Source organism: Pseudomonas sp. MWU13-2100, from assembly GCF_023242365.1.
In the GTDB taxonomy this organism is placed as follows: Bacteria; Pseudomonadota; Gammaproteobacteria; order Pseudomonadales; family Pseudomonadaceae; genus Aquipseudomonas.
In genome coordinates this window covers 1-16338 of record NZ_JALLIX010000024.1, presented here as the reverse complement: position 1 = coordinate 16338, position 16338 = coordinate 1, and the positions used below count along the sequence as shown (strand labels likewise).

Genomic DNA, 16338 nt, shown 5'->3' with positions numbered 1-16338 from the left:
TGAGGAGTTCGCCATGTCCCTTGCGCAACTGATCAGCCCCCGGCAACTGGCCGAACGCCAGGCTCGGCCCGGGTTGGTGATCCTGGATTGTCGTTTTGCCCTTGAGGACCCGGATTACGGGCAGCGCAGTTATGCCCAGGGGCATATAGAAGGCGCGCACCAGGCTGATCTGGAGCGGGACCTGAGTGGTCCGGTGACCCGGGGCCTGACCGGGCGTCATCCGCTGCCGGCCCCCGCGGCCTTGGTCGAGCGCCTGCAGGCCTGGGGTATCAGTGCCGACAGCGAGGTGGTGCTGTATGACGACGGCCCGGGCATGTACGCCGCCCGCGCCTGGTGGCTGCTGGCTTGGCTGGGCAAGCGCGACGGCGTGTTCCTGCTCGATGGCGGCCTGAAAGCCTGGCATGCCGCCGGGCAGCCGCTGAGCCTGAATCCGCCGGCCGCCGGCCGTGGATCCTTTGAGGGGACGCCGGACGCTGCGCTGCAGATCAGCGCCGAAGACTTGCAGCAGCGCCTCGGACAGCCGTCCATGACCCTGCTGGATGCCCGGGCCTTGCCGCGTTTTCGCGGTGAAGTGGAGCCGATCGATCCGGTGGCCGGACATATTCCTGGCGCGCAATGTGCCGCGTTCAACGAGAACCTGGATGCGCAGGGGCGGTTTCTGCCGGCGGATCAGCTCAAGCAGCGTTTCGCCGCCAAGCTGGGGCCGCGCTCGCCGCGGGAGTTGGTGGCGTATTGCGGTTCCGGGGTGACGGCGTGTCACAACCTGTTTGCCTTGTGCCTGGCGGGCTATCCGTTGGGGACGTTGTATGCCGGGTCGTGGAGCGAGTGGATTACCGATCCGCAGCGGACGGTGGCGACGGGCGACTGATTGTGGCGAGTAGGCTTGCCCACGTTGGGGCGCGAAGCGGCCCTGAAGCCGGCTATCTCGGCCCGCCTGTACACCACGGCCTCCGGTTTTAGGGGGCTTTGCCCCCAACGCCGGCAAGCCCGCTCGCCACATTGATTGCGCAGTGTGATCAACATCCTCTATCGGCCAGCCATTGCGGAATCCGGCGCTCCAGGTAGTAAGCCGGTTTGCCCAGGGTGCCGTCGACAAACCCCACATGGCCACCCTTGGCCTGCAATTCGAGTTGGGTGCCCGCTGCCAGCTCGCCGGGCTCGGGCAGGCTGTGGGGAAACACGAACGGGTCGTCCTTGGCCTGGATAATCAGCGTCGGGGTGCGGATTGCCCCGAGGAAATAGCGGCTTGAGGCGCGACGATAATAATCCTGCGCATCGGTAAAACCGTGCAGCGGCGCCGTGACCCGGCCATCGAAGTCCCAGAACGTGCGCATGCCCGTCAGCGGTCCCAGGTCGCTCAGGGTCGCCAGGCCCTCGATCCTCCCGTCATGCTGGAACCGGCGCTGCTTGTTCTTGATGTACGCCACCATCTCGCGCATGAAGTGCGCCTGGTAGATCCGTGAAAAGCCCTGGCCGATACGGTCGGCGCACTGGTCCAGGCGAAAGGGTACCGATACCGCGACGGCACCTTGCAAGCCGCTGTCCTGGCCGCTTTCCCCCAGATGCTTGAGCAACACATTACCGCCCAGGGAGTAGCCGACGGCGTAGAGCGGCGCCAGCGGACGCTGGGCCTTGAGGTGGGCCACGGTCGCGGCCAGGTCCTCGCTGGCCCCGGAATGATAACTGCGCGCCAGCAGGTTGGGTTCCCCCGAGCAGCCACGCCAGTTCAGCGCCACGCTGGCCCAGCCCTGCCGGGCCAGCGCCTGTTGCAGGCCGGCGACATAGGGCGAGTTCGACGAGCCGGTCAACCCGTGCAGCACCAGCACCAGCGGCGTCTCGGCGGCATGCGGGCCGTGCCAGTCGAGGTCGAGGAAGTCACCGTCGTCGAGCCACAGGCGTTCACGCCGCCGGTCGAGGTGGACGGTCTTGCGCCAGAGCGGCCCCCACAAGGTTTGCAGGTGCGGATTGCCCAGGCCCGGGGCGGGGGTGAAGCCCGGCAAATGAGCGGGCTGGGAAAATAATGGCAACGCAACGAGTCTCGCAGTGGAAATGGACAGGTCCTGCACTGCCATGATCAAACCATCATGGCAGCCACGCTTGCGCGTGCGATACGCCTAAGTTGCCACAGTCCCGTGCATGGCCACAGCTTTTTATCCGGCCGGTGGGGCGCCGGCCTGGCAACTGGGCTCCTGGCTCTGGAGGTCAGGCAAGGCTTGCTGGGGAGCGGTCGGGCCGGTACTGGTCACTACCCAGCTTTCGGCATCGAAGTGAGCGTTCAAGGCGACCTTGATGGTTTCGCGGGTCAGCCGCTGCGCCTGTTCGGCATAGTCGGTCAGGTTCAGTGGCAGGTCGTGACGAGCGATCACCAACAGCGCCTGCAGAATATCCGCATTGCTGGCGCCCTCCAGCGCCATGTCGCCGCGCAGGCTCTGCTTGATGTTCTGCAGTTCCTGCTCCGTCGGGCCTTCCCGCAGGAGTTGTTCGAACATCAGCCTGACCCGCCGGATCACCGCATCGCGGTATTCCGGCGGAGTCGAGAGGCTGATATGGAACGGTCCACGGGCTTGCCAGTTCCTGAGCTGGGCCACCGCCGAGTAAGTGACGCCATGTTGCTCGCGCAAGGTCTGCATCAACCGGCTATCGAAGCCACCGCCAAAAATCAGGCTGGCGACGTAGAGCGCGACGTAATCGGGATGGTGCCGGGGTATGGCGATCTGCGCCAGATCCAGCTGGACCAGCAGGGTCGGGCGTTCGATGTGGGTGGTGCCGACGAGGCTGTCCTCCCGCCGGGCACTGGTGGTTTGTGGCAGCGCCGGGCCTTTGGGCAAGGCATCGGAAATCTGCACGCTAAGGGACTGCGCCTGCTCCAGCGAGAGATCACCGACCAGCAGGATCACGGCATTGCCTGCGCTGTAAGCCTTGTTGTGAAAGGCCCGCAACTGATCGACCGTGATTTTTTCGATACTCTCCCGTGTACCGTAGAGGGGTTGGGCATATGGGTGTCGTGAATAGAGCGGCGGCGCAAGACGGTGACTGACCCAAGTGTCGAAGGCGACATCCTGGCGCATTTGTTGATCGAGGGCCTCGCTCTTGACTCGGCGAATGGCTGCGGCGGTGAAGCTGGGCCTGCTCAGCACCTCGCTCAATAACCGCAGGGCCGGTGCCCGGATGGCTTCATCGCTGAGACTGCGCAGGGTGAACCGGGCATGGTCGAGGTCGATGCCATTGCTGATATTCACCCCCAGGCTGTCGAACGCGGTCATGATCGAGTCGACGTCTTTACCGTCCGTGCCTTCGTTGAGCAGACTCAGGGTCATCGCCGCCAAGCCTGGTTGCGCGCCGTCGTAACGGCTGCCCGCGGCAAAGCTCACGGCCACGTCGAGCAACGGCAGGCCATGGGTTTCAACGAAGAGCACCTTGGTCCCGTTGAGGGTTTTCCAGCCCCGCACAACGCGGGTGGAAGGGCTGGGCGCCAGGTGCTGGACCTCGCTCAGCGATTGCAGGGGACTGACGCTCGACAGGTCGCCGCCAGCAGAGGCTCTCGACGCCGGGCTTGAAAGGCTGGCAAACAGCGCCAGCAGGATGCTCGATAACGCCGTATGCGCCTTATTCATGACGGGTTTCCCCGGGGCTGGCGAGGGCAACGCTGAGTCGCTCAAGGGTCAAGTAGGTTTGCGCGGCTTGTTGAATATCCAGGGGCGTGACGGCTTTGAGCTGCGCCTGTTCCCGTTCTTCCAGGGTCCACGACAGGCCGACGCTCTCCAGGCTGCCGAGTTTCTGCGCCTGGTTTTCCACCGAGTCGCGGGCAAACACCCGCTGCGCCATCATCCGGGTGCGCGCGCGTTCAAGTTCCTGCGCGCTGACAGGCGTACGTTTGAACTCGTCCAGCAGTTGCCACAGGCGGGCCTGGATATCGTCCAGGCTCGGGTTTTTCTGGGTGTCCAGGTCGACGGCAATCATCAACAAGGTGTCCCCCCGGCTGAACGCCTCGTAGCTGGAGTGGGCCTGAGTGATCAGCTCTTCGCGGAATTTCAACTGTCTGAAAATCCGCGAGCCGCCGCCGCCGCCGAGCAATTCGTTGAGCAGGCGCAAGGTGTACGCGGTACGCGGGTCGGCGGCGGTCGCCAGGCTGGGCACGTTGAAGGCCATGATCAGGCTGGGAAACTCATTGCGGGTCTGTAGCCTGATCCGCCGCTCGCCCGGCTCGTTCAGCTCCAGTGGACGCCGGGTTTGCGGCAGCGTGCGCCGGGGCAGGTCAGCGAAGTAGCGGCGGGTCAGGGTTTCGACCTCCTCGACGGTGACATCGCCGACCAGCACCAGGGTGGCGTTGTTCGGCGCGTACCAACTGGCGTACCAGCGCTGCAACTGCTGGACGTTCATGCGTTGCAGGTCGTGTTGCCAGCCGACGGTGGCGGTGCGATAGCCGCTGGTGGGAAAGGCCAGGCTGCGGATCCTCTCGTCGAGCATGGCCCAGGGGGCGTCGTCGATGTTCTGCAAGCGTTCGTTCTTGATCACCTCGATTTCACGCCGAAAGGCCGCTGGCGACAGTTGGGCGGTACTCATCTGGTCGGCCATGATTTCCAGCGCGACTCCCAGGACATGGCGCGGCATCAGGTATTCGTAGGTGGTGGCGTCATGGTTGGTGAAGGCGTTGATCCGGGCCCCCAGGCGTTCCATGATCTGGAACGCCTGGGCAGGGCAGACTTTGCTGCTGCCTTGGAACAACAGGTGCTCCAGGGCATGGGAAAGCCCCGATTCGCCGGGTGGTTCGTGACTGGAGCCGACCTTGTACCAAAGCTGGGCCGCCACGACAGGGGCGCGATGATCTTCGCGCAGGATGATTTTCAAACCGTTGTCGAGCATCCGCTCGTGGGTGCCGGGCGAGGGGTTGGCGCAGGCGATGAGCGGCAGCAAGAGCAAGCCGAGTGCATGTCGGTGGGTGGAGGGTTTCATCCGTCAGGGATCCTTTTGAGTTGCAAAGGAACACCTTGATCTGGTGGACGGATGGGCGGGCGGTATCGGGATAGTGAGGGCGGCCCGAGGTTCGAACCGCCCTTGAGGCTCACATTACTGGCTGGCGACGCTGCGTTGCCACAGCGCGTAGTGGACCCGCCCGGACTTCTGCTCGCGGTGCAGGCGCCAGTTACCCGGCAGGCCGAGGCCCGAGGGCGCGGTTTCACTTTCGGTGTAGACCCAGGCGTCATCGGCCAGCCACTGGCGCTCTTCCAGCAGGGCGCAGATGCCAGGCAGCAGGTTCTGGTTGAACGGCGGGTCGAGGAACACCAGGTCAAAGGCCGTGGCCGTCTGGGTTTCCAGGTAGCGCATGGCGTCGGCGGTCTGCACCTGGCCGACGCTGCAACGCAGAGTGCCCAGGTGTTCGCGCAGGTTGGCCACGGCCAGGTTGCTGGCATCCAGCGCCTGGCCCATGGCCGCACCACGGGACAGCGCCTCGAGGAACAAGGCGCCGCTGCCGGCGAACGGGTCGAGCACCTTGGCCCCGGCGACGTAGGGCGCCAGCCAGTTGAACAGGGTTTCGCGCACTCGGTCCGGGGTCGGACGCAGCCCCGGGACATCCGGAAAGCTCAGGCGTCGGCTGCGCCATTCGCCACCGATGATACGCAGTTGATTCACGCCGTTATGCGGGTGAGCGGGTTTCTTGCTGGGACGCGATGGGCTGGCCATTAATGCTCCGGAACCCCGAGCGGCTGCTCGGCGGGTTTGTCAGTCGGTGGCGGCAGGGGCTTTTGCGGCACCGTGGGCCCTGCGGTGACGACGATCATCTTGTCGGCACTCAGGTGTTTGTTCATGGCCGACTTGATCTGTTCGATGGTCAGCGCCTGGGTCTGTTGCACGAAGTTTTCCAGGTAATCGAGCGGCAAGTCATAGAAACCCATCAGGCCCAGTTGGCCAACGATACTGCTGTTGCTCGCATTGGAGAGCGGGAAACTGCCGGCCATCTCGCGCTTGGCGTCGTCGAGTTCCTTCTGGGTCGGGCCGTTTTTCAGGTAGTCGGCGATCACGTCGTCCACCAGCTTGAGCGTGCCTTCGCTCATTTCGGCGCGGGTTTGCAGGTTGATCTGGAACGGTCCGCGGACCTGCATCGGCGAGAAGCCCGAATAGACACCATAGGTCAGGCCGCGCTTTTCCCGCACTTCGCTCATCAGGCGGGTACCGAAACCGCCGCCGCCCAGGATCTGGTTGCCCAGGGACAGGGCCGCGTAGTCCGGGTCGGTGCGGTCGATACCCAGTTGGGCCATCAGGATGGTGGTCTGTTTGGACGGGAACTCGATATGCCCGACGCTGGCTTTCGGTTCGGCCGGCTGGGCGATCTTCGGCAGGGCCGGGCCCTTGGGCAGGGCGGCGGAAATCTGGGCGGCGATGCCTTCGGCTTCGCTGCGCGAGAGGTCGCCGACCAGCGCGATCACCACGTTGCCGGCCGCGTAGGCCTTGGCATGGAAAGCACGCAGTTGTTCCTGGGTGATCGGCGGGATGCTCTGCGCCGTGCCTTCGCTAGGGTGTGCGTAGGGGTGATCGCCATACAGGCGCTTGGACAAGTCCAGGCTCGCCAGCTTGCCGGGGTTCTGCTTCTGGTATTCGAAGCCGGCGAGCAACTGGTTCTTGATCCGCGCCAGGGAGTCGGCGGGGAAGGTCGGCTTGCCCACCACCTCGGCGAACAGTTTCAGTGCCGGCTCGCGTTTGTCCGGGGTACTGAGGCTGCGCAGCGAAGCAATGGCCATGTCCTTGTAGGAACCGTTGCTGAAGTCGGCTCCCAGGCCTTCGAAACCCTGGGCAATGGCGCCGACGTTTTTGCCGGCCACGCCTTCGTTGAGCATGGCGTTGGTCAGCGTGGCGAGGCCCGCCGCGTTGCCGTCCTGGCTGCTGCCGGCGGCAAAGGTCAGGTTCAGGTTGAACATCGGCAGTTCGTGGGCCTCGACGAACAGCACCTTGGCGCCTTCGACGGTTTTCCAGGTCTGCACGTTCAGGGCGCGGTGCGCCGGCGCCTTGCCGTCCAGCTCCGCCAGCGATTGCAGCTTGTGGCTGGCCTTGGCCGCGTCGAGGGCCTGGCTGGCCTGGGAGTTGCGTGAATCGAACAGGTAAAAGCCGACACCGCCCGCGGCGACGGCGAGGATCAGGGCGAGCAAGGTGAAACGTGGCCCCTTGGACTGACTCATTGGGCGCTCTCCTCGGGCAAGACATGGGCGACGCTGAGGCGCTCGCGGGTGAAGTAGGTACGGGCGGCGTTCTGCAGGTCCTGCGGTGTGACGCTTTGCAGGTCGGCCAGTTCGGTGTCCATCATTTTCCAGGACAGGCCGACGGTTTCCAGGATGCCGATGGCGCTGGCCTGGCTGGTGATGGAGTCGCGTTCGTAGACCAGGCCGGCGATCACCTGGGCGCGTACGCGCTCCAGCTCTTCGGCGCTCGGGGCCTGGGTTTTCAACTGGTCGAGCAGGCGCCAGAGGCCGGCCTCGGTGTCGGCCAGGGTCTTGTTCTTCTGGCTGTTGGGGCTGGCCGAGAGCAGGAACAGCGTATCGCCGCGGGTGTAGGCGTTGTAGCTCGACGAGCCGTCGGAGATCAGCTCTTCGCCGCGCTCCAGTTGCGACGGCAAGCGCGCGCTGTAGCCGCCGTCGAGCAGGGCGGCGATCAGGCGCAGGGCGCTGACCGAGCGCTTGTCTTCGGCGGTGGCGAAGCTCGGTACGTTGAAGGCGAGCATCAGGCTCGGCAACTGGGTCTTCACATGCAGGGTGATCAGGCGTTCACCGGGCTCGTCGAGTTCCCGCGGGATCTTCGCCGGCGGTGTGTCACGCCGGGGAATGACGCCGAAATAGCGCTGGGCCAGAGTTTTGACTTCGTCCGGGGTGACGTCGCCGACCACCACCAGGGTGGCGTTGTTCGGCACATACCAGGACTGGTACCAGTGGCGCAGTTCCTCGACCTTCATGCGGTCGAGGTCGGCCATCCAGCCGATGGTCGGCGTATGATAGCCGCTGGCCGGGTAGGCCATCGCCTTGAAGCGTTCGAAGGCCTTGCCCATGGGCTTGTCGTCGGTGCGCAGGCGGCGCTCTTCCTTGATTACCTCGATTTCCCGGCTGAATTCGTCGGCCGGCAGGCGCAGGCTGGCCATGCGGTCGGCTTCCAGCTCCAGGGCCACGCCCAGGCGGTCGCGGGCCAGGACCTGGTAATACGCCGTGTAGTCGTCGCTGGTGAAGGCGTTCTCCTCGGCACCGAGGTCCCGCAGGATCAGTGAGGCTTCGCCCGGGCCGACCTTGGAGCTGCCCTTGAACATCATGTGTTCCAAGGCGTGGGACAGGCCGGTCTGGCCTGGCGTCTCGTAGCTCGAACCCACTTTGTACCAGATCTGCGAGACCACCACGGGAGCGCGGTGATCCTCGCGGACCACGACCTTCAGACCGTTGTCGAGAATGAATTCATGGGTCGGTTGCGGGTCGGCGGCCAAGGCGGCCAGGGGGAGACAGAGCGTGCTGAGCAACAGGCCAGCGGCACGGCGGGCTAGAGCATTCATTCGTTTTCAAACCTGTAGTACGGCCCGCGTGATCTTAGCGTCGGCGGGCGAGGAGGTGCTAGGATACTGCGTTGCGCGCGAACAATCTGGTCAAAAGGCAGTCTGTTGCGCATCAGAATATTATTTGCCGAAGCGCCACCTTGGCGCGTCGCTACCGTGAGATAGCCGTCCTCCATGTTTGGTTCCAACGACGACAAGAAGACCCCAGCCCCGGCTGGCGAGAAAAAAAGCCTGTTCGGCTGGCTGCGTAAGAAACCGCAGGAAGCCGTCGTCGAACAGCCACAACCGACCCCCGAGGCCATGTCCGCGCCAGTGAGCGAGGCGTTGCCGGTTGCCGCCGAGCCGTTGCCGGTCAACGTCGCGATGGTTGAAACGCCGGCTGTCGCCCCGGTTGCCCCGGCGCATGAGCCCTGGCTGAGCTTGCCAGTGGCCGAAGAACCGGTGGCTCTGGTCGAGGATGTCCAGGCGCCGCATATCACTCCGTCGATCCCGGTGACCGGTGTTGCGCCGGTCGCTGAAGTGGTCGCGCCTGAACCGTTCATCGCCGAACCGGTGCCAGCGCCGGTCATTGCGCGGATTGTCGAAGCTCCAGCTCCAGCTCCAGTCTCTGCACCCGCACCCGCGCGGGTCGTGGCGCCAGTGGTTGAGCCTGCGCCGGTTGCGGTGGCTGAACCCGTGACCGCCGAACCGGCCAAGCGGGTTTCCGAAGAGACCAAGGTCGGCTTCTTCGCCCGTCTCAAGCAGGGCCTGTCCAAGACCAGCGCCAGCATCGGCGAAGGCATGGCCAGCCTGTTCCTGGGCAAGAAGGCCATCGACGACGACCTGCTCGAAGAGCTCGAAACCCGTCTGTTGACCGCCGACGTGGGCGTCGAAGCCACCTCGGTGATTATCCAGAGCCTGACCCAGAAAGTCGCCCGCAAGCAGTTGACCGACAGCGATGCACTCTACGCCTCGTTGCAGGCCGAGCTGACCGCGATGCTCAAACCGGTCGAACAGCCGTTGAACATCGTTTCGCAGCAGAAACCCTTCGTGATCCTGGTAGTGGGCGTCAACGGCGCCGGCAAGACCACCACCATCGGCAAGCTGGCGAAGAAGCTGCAGCTCGACGGCAAGAAAGTCATGCTGGCGGCGGGCGACACCTTCCGTGCGGCGGCGGTGGAGCAATTGCAGGTGTGGGGTGAGCGTAACCAGATCCCGGTCATCGCCCAGCACACCGGTGCCGACTCGGCCTCGGTGATTTTCGACGCGGTACAGGCGGCCAAGGCTCGCGGTATCGACGTGCTGATCGCCGACACCGCCGGTCGCCTGCATACCAAAGACAACCTGATGGAAGAGTTGAAGAAGGTCCGCCGGGTGATCGCCAAGCTCGACGTAGAGGCACCGCATGAAGTGCTGCTGGTGCTCGATGCCGGTACTGGGCAGAACGCCATCAACCAGGCCAAACAATTCAACCAGACGGTCCAACTGACCGGCCTGGCATTGACTAAGCTCGATGGGACCGCCAAGGGCGGGGTGATCTTTGCCCTGGCCAAGCAGTTTGGCCTGCCGATTCGTTACATCGGCGTCGGTGAAGGGATCGACGATCTGCGCACCTTCGAAGCCGAACCCTTTGTCCAGGCCCTTTTCGCGGAGCGGGAGCGTTCATGATTCGTTTCGAACAGGTCGGTAAGCGCTATCCGAACGGTCATGTCGGCTTGCATGAACTGAGCTTTCGGGTGCGTCGTGGTGAATTCCTGTTCGTGACCGGGCATTCCGGCGCGGGCAAAAGTACCCTGCTGCGCCTGCTGCTGGCGATGGAGCGTCCGACCACCGGCAAACTGCTGCTGGCCGGACAGGACCTCGGCCAGATCAGTAACGCACAGATTCCGTTTCTGCGCCGGCAGATCGGCGTGGTGTTCCAGAACCACCAGTTGCTGTTCGACCGCACAGTGTTCAACAACGTCGCCTTGCCGTTGCAGATCCTCGGCCTGTCCAAGGCCGAGATCGTCAAACGGGTGGATTCGGCCCTGGAGCGCGTGGCGCTGTCGGACAAGACCGACCTCTACCCCGGTGATCTCTCCACCGGCCAACAACAGCGCGTCGGCATTGCCCGGGCCATCGTCCATCGCCCGGCCCTGCTGCTGGCGGACGAACCCACCGGTAACCTCGACCCGCGCCTGGCGGCGGAAATCATGGGGGTGTTCGAAGACATCAACCGCCTGGGCACCAGCGTGCTGATCGCCAGCCACGATCTGGCCCTGATCGCGCGCATGCGTCACCGCATGCTGACCCTGCAACGCGGCCGCTTGATCGGCGACGGGGAGGCCGGCGTATGAGTGCGACCCGTAGCCCCAAAGTCGCCGAGCGCGTCGCGCCGAAGGCCTCCGACCCGCAGACACCCAAGAAAAAGCGCGATGAAGACGATGGCCCGGACTTCGGCACCTTGCTGCGCGCCTGGGTCGAAAGTCACCGCGCGAGCCTGGCGGACAGCCTGCGGCGCCTTGGCAAGCAGCCGATCGGCAGCTTCTTTACCTGCCTGGTGATGGCCGTGGCCCTGAGCCTGCCCATGGGCTTGTCGCTGCTGCTGAACAATGTCGAGCGCCTGGGCGGTTCCTGGCAGCGCGCGGCGCAGATTTCCCTGTACCTGCAACTGGATGCCAGCCCGACCGAAGGCGAGCACCTCAGCGAGCAGATCAAGGCCATGCCCGGCGTGGCGGATGCCGAGTTCATCAGCAAGGAAAAGGCCCTCGACGAGTTCCAGCAACAGTCGGGCCTGGGCGAAGCCCTCAAGGAATTGCCGCAGAACCCCTTGCCGGGGGTGGTGCTGGTGACGCCGAACGAAGTCGACAAGGCTACCCTGGAGGCGCTGCGCCAGCGCCTGGCCGAGTTGCCCAAGGTGCAACAGGCACAACTGGACCTGGTGTGGGTCGAGCGCCTGGCGGCGATCCTCAAGCTCGGCGACCGGTTTGTCTTCGGCCTGACCGTGCTGCTGGTGTCTGCATTACTTTTGGTGATAGGCAATACCATTCGTCTTCATATTGAAAACCGCCGCACCGAGATCGAAGTGATTAAACTGGTCGGAGGCACTGATAGCTATGTGCGTAGGCCTTTTCTCTATATGGGCGCGCTTTACGGCTTTGGTGCCGGGTTTTTGTCCTGGGGTGTGCTGGCTTACGGCCTGAACTGGCTGAATGACGCGGTGGTCGGGCTGGCTGGTCTCTACGGCAGCGATTTCGCCCTGGCCGGCGTGCCGGTCGCCGATGGTCTGTCCCTGTTGCTTGGGGCGGTGCTCTTGGGGTATATCGGTGCATGGATTGCGGTCGCACGGCATTTACGTGAGCTGGCACCGAAGTAGTTAATGTCAGATTAATGTGGTTTCGTTTGTATTGGCCGTGTCAGTGGTTTAGGGAACTTGTCCTACGGTTCCTGGTCAATTTTCGCAGTGCATCACTGCACGAGTTATGTGAGTCGGAGGTTTTTTCGTATGACCACTTCTTTGCAACCTGTCTACGCGCTGGTCCCGGGTGCGAACCTGGAAGCCTACGTGAACACGGTGAACAGCATTCCATTGCTGACGCCGGAGCAGGAGCGTGAACTGGCCGAGAGTCTCTACTATGAGCAGGATTTGGGGGCGGCTCGGCAGATGGTGCTCGCCCACCTGCGGTTTGTCGTCCATATCGCCCGTAGCTATTCCGGCTACGGCCTGGCCCAGGCTGACCTGATCCAGGAAGGCAACGTCGGCCTGATGAAGGCTGTGAAGCGTTTCAACCCGGAAATGGGTGTGCGCCTGGTGTCGTTCGCCGTGCACTGGATCAAGGCGGAAATCCACGAGTTCATCCTGCGCAACTGGCGCATTGTCAAAGTGGCCACCACCAAGGCCCAGCGCAAGCTGTTCTTCAACCTGCGCAGCCAGAAGAAGCGCCTGGCCTGGTTGAACAACGAGGAAGTCCACCGCGTGGCGGAAAGCCTCGGTGTGGAGCCCCGTGAAGTGCGCGAGATGGAAAGCCGGTTGACCGGCCAGGACATGGCCTTCGACCCGGCGGCGGAAGCCGACGACGACAGTGCCTTCCAGTCTCCGGCCAATTACCTGGAAGACCACCGGTATGACCCCGCGCGTCAACTGGAGGATGCCGACTGGAGCGAAAACTCCAACAGCAACCTGCATGAAGCGCTGGAAGTGCTCGACGAGCGCAGCCGCGACATTCTCTACCAGCGCTGGTTGGCGGAAGAGAAGGCCACGCTGCATGACCTGGCGCAGAAGTACAACGTTTCGGCCGAGCGGATTCGCCAGCTGGAAAAGAGTGCGATGAACAAGCTGAAGCTGTCGATTGCCGCGTAAACGCCGAGGCAATAAAAAACGCCCCGATCTGATCGGGGCGTTTTTGTTTGAGGTGGTGACAGGCTGCTAGTCATGTTGGGTTATTGCGGGCCTCTTCGCGGGCAAGCTCCGCTCCCTCAGTGGACCGAGTTGTACGCCAATTTTGTATACGCCACAAAACTTGTGGGAGCGGAGCTTGTCGGATCGCCGCACCGCCGCGAAGACGGCAGCACAGGCACCGCAGCGATAACCTTTATAACGCCCATGGCGCCTTGCGCGAGTTGTTCAACCCCACCAGATACTCATCGCCACCCAACTGGCTCATCTGCTGGCGAATCCAGCCGGCCCGGCGTGCCACATAGATGCTCGGATGACTGGCGCTCCACTCTCGCGGATTGGGCAGCACCGCCGCCAGCAGGCTGGCCTGCTGGCGCGACAACGACGCCGCGCTCACGCCGAAGTGGTGCCGCGCCGCCGCTTCCGCGCCGAACACGCCGTCGTCCCACTCCACACTGTTCAGGTACACCTCGAGAATCCGCTGCTTGGACCAGGTCAGCTCGATCAGCGCGGTAAACCAGGCCTCCAATCCCTTGCGCAAATAACTGCGGCCCGACCACAGGAACAGGTTCTTCGACACTTGCTGGCTCAAGGTACTGGCGCCGCGAATCGAACCGCCGCGCTCGTTATGCTCGAAGGCAGCCTGGATCGCGTCGAAGTCGAAACCCCAGTGCTCGGGGAATTTCTGATCCTCGCCGGCCATCACCGCCACTTTCAGCTCGTCGGAGATCTGCTCCCATGGGCGCCAACTGCGCTGCAGGTCAATGGGCTCGCCATCGGTCCAGGACTCGATCTTGCGTTCGACCATCAGCGCGGTAACGGGCGGCGGCACCCAGCGAAACAGCAGCACCAGCAGCACGCTGCCAATGGCGAACCATTTCAGAACGGTGACAAGGCGGCGGAAAAGGAATTGCAACATAGAGATGGCTTGGCCGGGGCGTGGGAGCGGGCCATTATACAGACCCTGTGCCCCCTGAATGGAGTTCGTCATGTTGCGTGGTTTTCTGCTGCTGGCCGCCTTTTTCGGTTTTACCGGCGTCGCCCTCGGGGCCTTTGCCGCCCACGGCCTGAAGGACCGTCTGAGCGCGGAGTACCTGGCGATTTTCCACACCGGCGTGACCTATCAGCTGGTACACGCCCTGGCGCTGTTCGGCGTCGCCCTGCTGGCGACCCATATTCCAGGGCGTTTGGTCACCTGGGCCGGCCTTGCGTTTACCATCGGGATTATCCTGTTCTCCGGCAGCCTGTATCTGTTGACCCTGAGCGGTATCGGCAAACTGGGGATTATCACCCCGTTCGGTGGCCTGGGCTTCCTGATCGGCTGGTTCTGCCTCGGTCTGGCGGCCTGGCGCCTGCAGGCGGCTTGAGCGGACCCTCAGGTAGACGAATGGCTTGGGTCACTTGGACTGATCGGGCTAGAATGCTGGCCCCTAAAAATGATGGCAGCCCGGCGCATGCGTATTCAATTGAACGGTGAACCCTTTGAACTGCCCGATGGTGAGACCGTCGCGGCGTTGCTGGCCCGGCTCGATCTGGTCGGGCGGCGGGTGGCGGTGGAGCTGAACCTGGATATCGTTCCGCGCAGCCAGCATGCCGACACCGCTCTGCGTGAAGGCGATCAGGTCGAAGTGGTGCAAGCCATCGGTGGCGGCTAGCCCAAACCCCGTGAAAACTGCTGCGCTCGGTAATACGGCGTTAAAAACAGGCTCGGACGGCTCATTTACAGCCAGTAAACTCCGAGGCCTCGCCTGTTTTTGCCTTGTCTCCCCTTCGCTCGCTACGTTTTCACGCGGTTTGTTTTATTTAAGGACGATCCACCCTGCAAGCCCTCAACCTTTCAAGAGGATTTCCGAATGAGCACTGTTCGTAGCGACAAGCCCTTCGTGCTGGCCGGCCGTACCTACCGGTCCCGTCTGCTGGTGGGCACCGGCAAATACCGCGATATGGAAGAAACCCGCCTGGCCATCGAGGCCTCGGGTGCCGAGATCGTCACCGTGGCCGTGCGCCGGACCAACCTGGGGCAGAACCCGGGTGAACCGAACCTGCTGGATATCCTGCCGCCGGATCGCTACACCATCCTGCCGAACACCGCCGGCTGCTACGACGCCATCGAAGCTGTGCGCACCTGCCGCCTGGCCCGTGAGCTGCTGGACGGCCACAACCTGGTGAAGCTGGAAGTCCTGGCCGACCAGAAAACCCTGTTCCCCAACGTGATCGAAACCCTCAAGGCCGCCGAAGTGCTGGTCAAGGAAGGCTTCGACGTAATGGTCTACACCAGCGATGATCCGATCATCGCCCGACAACTGGCGGAAATCGGCTGCATTGCGGTCATGCCGCTGGCGGGTCTGATCGGCACCGGCCTGGGGATCTGCAACCCGTACAACCTGCGGATCATCCTCGAAGAAGCCAAGATCCCGGTCCTGGTGGACGCCGGTGTCGGTACCGCCTCCGACGCCACTATCGCCATGGAGCTGGGTTGCGAAGCGGTGCTGATGAACTCGGCCATTGCCCATGCCCAGCAACCGATCCTGATGGCTGAAGCCATGAAACATGCCATCGTTGCCGGCCGTCTGGCTTATCTCGCCGGTCGCATGCCGAAAAAACTTTATGCCAGCGCCTCCTCGCCGCTGGATGGTCTGATCAAGTAAGAGCCTTTGATGACTGAATCGAACGACACGCCAATCCAGACGGAAGCCGGCGAAGAGCGCCAACACCGCCGTATCAAGAGTTTCGTGATGCGCGCCGGGCGCATGACCGAAGGTCAGCAGAAGGGCCTGGAGCAGGGGGCGCCGCTGTTTGTCCTGCCGCTGGCCGATGCGCCGGTGGATTTCGACCAGGTGTTTGGCCGCTCGGCGCCGCGCTCGCTGGAAATCGGCTTCGGCATGGGGCATTCCCTGCTGGAGATGGCGGCGGCCGCGCCGGAGCAGGACTTTATCGGTGTGGAGGTGCACCGTCCGGGTGTCGGTGCGCTGCTCAATGGTGTGCTGACCCAGGGGCTGAAGAACCTGCGGGTCTACGACTGCGATGCCATTGAAGTGCTCAACCGCTGCGTGGCAGACAATAGCCTGGATCGGCTGATGCTGTTTTTCCCGGATCCGTGGCACAAGAGTCGCCATCACAAGCGGCGTATCGTCCAGGCATCCTTTGCCGAACTGGTGCGTAGCAAGCTGAAGGTCGGTGGGATCCTGCACATGGCCACCGACTGGGAGCCGTATGCCGAGTACATGCTGGAAGTGATGAGCGTCGCCCCAGGGTATCGCAACCTGGCCGAAGACGGCAAATGCGTGCCGCGTCCTGCCGAACGTCCGATCACCAAGTTCGAGCGCCGTGGCGAGCGACTGGGGCATGGGGTCTGGGACCTGAAGTTCGAGAAGCTGGCCTGAGGCGCTGAGGCGCTGAGGTGAGTCGGACGCCGTGCAATCCCTGTGGAGCCGGCTTGCCGGCGATGGGGCCCTTGAGGCCG

Annotated in this window: 16 protein-coding genes; 9 read left to right on the top strand and 7 right to left on the bottom strand. The window is 63.5% G+C overall.

The window, feature by feature from the left end:
* The first annotated feature begins 13 nt into the window (after nucleotides 1–13).
* The gene (locus tag M5B99_RS17460) at nucleotides 14–868 is read left to right on the top strand and encodes a sulfurtransferase (protein WP_248805204.1); all 855 of its coding nucleotides are present in this window, start codon (nucleotides 14–16) and stop codon (nucleotides 866–868) included.
* A 148-nt stretch (nucleotides 869–1016) separates the two neighbouring features.
* Here M5B99_RS17460 and M5B99_RS17455 read toward each other — a convergent pair whose 3' ends face one another.
* From M5B99_RS17455 to M5B99_RS17430, 6 genes are all read right to left on the bottom strand, one after another.
* Nucleotides 1017–2072 (bottom strand): hydrolase, encoded by a 1056-nt coding sequence (locus M5B99_RS17455; RefSeq protein ID WP_248805203.1) that lies wholly within the window; start codon nucleotides 2070–2072, stop codon nucleotides 1017–1019.
* A 78-nt stretch (nucleotides 2073–2150) separates the two neighbouring features.
* Nucleotides 2151–3614, bottom strand: a complete 1464-nt coding sequence (locus M5B99_RS17450) for a M16 family metallopeptidase (RefSeq protein WP_248805202.1) — start codon at nucleotides 3612–3614, stop codon at nucleotides 2151–2153.
* Nucleotides 3607–4953: a M16 family metallopeptidase gene (locus tag M5B99_RS17445; protein WP_248805201.1), complete on the bottom strand. Its 1347-nt coding sequence runs from the start codon at nucleotides 4951–4953 to the stop codon at nucleotides 3607–3609. The genes M5B99_RS17450 and M5B99_RS17445 overlap by 8 nt, the downstream gene beginning before the upstream one ends.
* Nucleotides 4954–5067: 114 nt before the next feature.
* Entirely contained in the window at nucleotides 5068–5682 is a 615-nt protein-coding gene (rsmD, locus tag M5B99_RS17440) for a 16S rRNA (guanine(966)-N(2))-methyltransferase RsmD (RefSeq protein WP_248805200.1), read from the bottom strand.
* The gene (locus M5B99_RS17435) at nucleotides 5682–7172 is read right to left on the bottom strand and encodes a M16 family metallopeptidase (RefSeq protein ID WP_248805199.1); all 1491 of its coding nucleotides are present in this window, start codon (nucleotides 7170–7172) and stop codon (nucleotides 5682–5684) included. Before M5B99_RS17435 ends, rsmD begins: the two co-directional genes overlap by 1 nt.
* On the bottom strand, nucleotides 7169–8521 hold the full coding sequence (locus tag M5B99_RS17430; protein WP_248805198.1) for a M16 family metallopeptidase: 1353 nt from the start codon (nucleotides 8519–8521) through the stop codon (nucleotides 7169–7171). The genes M5B99_RS17435 and M5B99_RS17430 overlap by 4 nt, the downstream gene beginning before the upstream one ends.
* 174 nt (nucleotides 8522–8695) lie before the next feature.
* On the opposite strand from M5B99_RS17430, the gene ftsY reads away from it, so the two are divergent.
* From ftsY to rpoH, 4 genes are all read left to right on the top strand, one after another.
* Nucleotides 8696–10168, top strand: a complete 1473-nt coding sequence (ftsY, locus tag M5B99_RS17425) for a signal recognition particle-docking protein FtsY (protein ID WP_248805197.1) — start codon at nucleotides 8696–8698, stop codon at nucleotides 10166–10168.
* Nucleotides 10165–10836, top strand: coding sequence for a cell division ATP-binding protein FtsE (gene ftsE, locus M5B99_RS17420; protein WP_040071500.1), 672 nt, complete (start codon nucleotides 10165–10167; stop codon nucleotides 10834–10836). The genes ftsY and ftsE overlap by 4 nt, the downstream gene beginning before the upstream one ends.
* Complete coding sequence (ftsX, locus tag M5B99_RS17415) at nucleotides 10833–11855, top strand: permease-like cell division protein FtsX (protein WP_248805196.1); 1023 nt, start codon at nucleotides 10833–10835, stop codon at nucleotides 11853–11855. The genes ftsE and ftsX overlap by 4 nt, the downstream gene beginning before the upstream one ends.
* A gap of 129 nt (nucleotides 11856–11984) precedes the next feature.
* Nucleotides 11985–12839 (top strand): RNA polymerase sigma factor RpoH, encoded by an 855-nt coding sequence (gene rpoH, locus M5B99_RS17410; RefSeq protein WP_100944601.1) that lies wholly within the window; start codon nucleotides 11985–11987, stop codon nucleotides 12837–12839.
* A gap of 232 nt (nucleotides 12840–13071) precedes the next feature.
* Here the strand turns inward: rpoH and mtgA are convergent, their stop codons facing one another.
* Complete coding sequence (gene mtgA, locus M5B99_RS17405; RefSeq protein WP_248805195.1) at nucleotides 13072–13794, bottom strand: monofunctional biosynthetic peptidoglycan transglycosylase; 723 nt, start codon at nucleotides 13792–13794, stop codon at nucleotides 13072–13074.
* Between the two features lie 70 nt (nucleotides 13795–13864).
* Between mtgA and M5B99_RS17400 the strand changes: the two genes are divergently transcribed.
* From M5B99_RS17400 to trmB, 4 genes are all read left to right on the top strand, one after another.
* On the top strand, nucleotides 13865–14242 hold the full coding sequence (locus M5B99_RS17400) for a DUF423 domain-containing protein (protein WP_248805194.1): 378 nt from the start codon (nucleotides 13865–13867) through the stop codon (nucleotides 14240–14242).
* A gap of 87 nt (nucleotides 14243–14329) precedes the next feature.
* Nucleotides 14330–14530, top strand: coding sequence for a sulfur carrier protein ThiS (gene thiS / locus M5B99_RS17395; protein WP_248805193.1), 201 nt, complete (start codon nucleotides 14330–14332; stop codon nucleotides 14528–14530).
* Nucleotides 14531–14728: 198 nt separating this feature from the next.
* A complete protein-coding gene (locus tag M5B99_RS17390) occupies nucleotides 14729–15523 on the top strand; it encodes a thiazole synthase (RefSeq protein WP_248805192.1) in 795 nt (264 codons plus the stop codon).
* A gap of 9 nt (nucleotides 15524–15532) precedes the next feature.
* Nucleotides 15533–16258 carry a tRNA (guanosine(46)-N7)-methyltransferase TrmB gene (trmB, locus tag M5B99_RS17385; protein ID WP_248805191.1) on the top strand — a complete coding sequence of 242 codons (726 nt, stop codon included), beginning with the start codon at nucleotides 15533–15535 and terminating at the stop codon, nucleotides 16256–16258.
* Nucleotides 16259–16338: the final 80 nt, after the last annotated feature.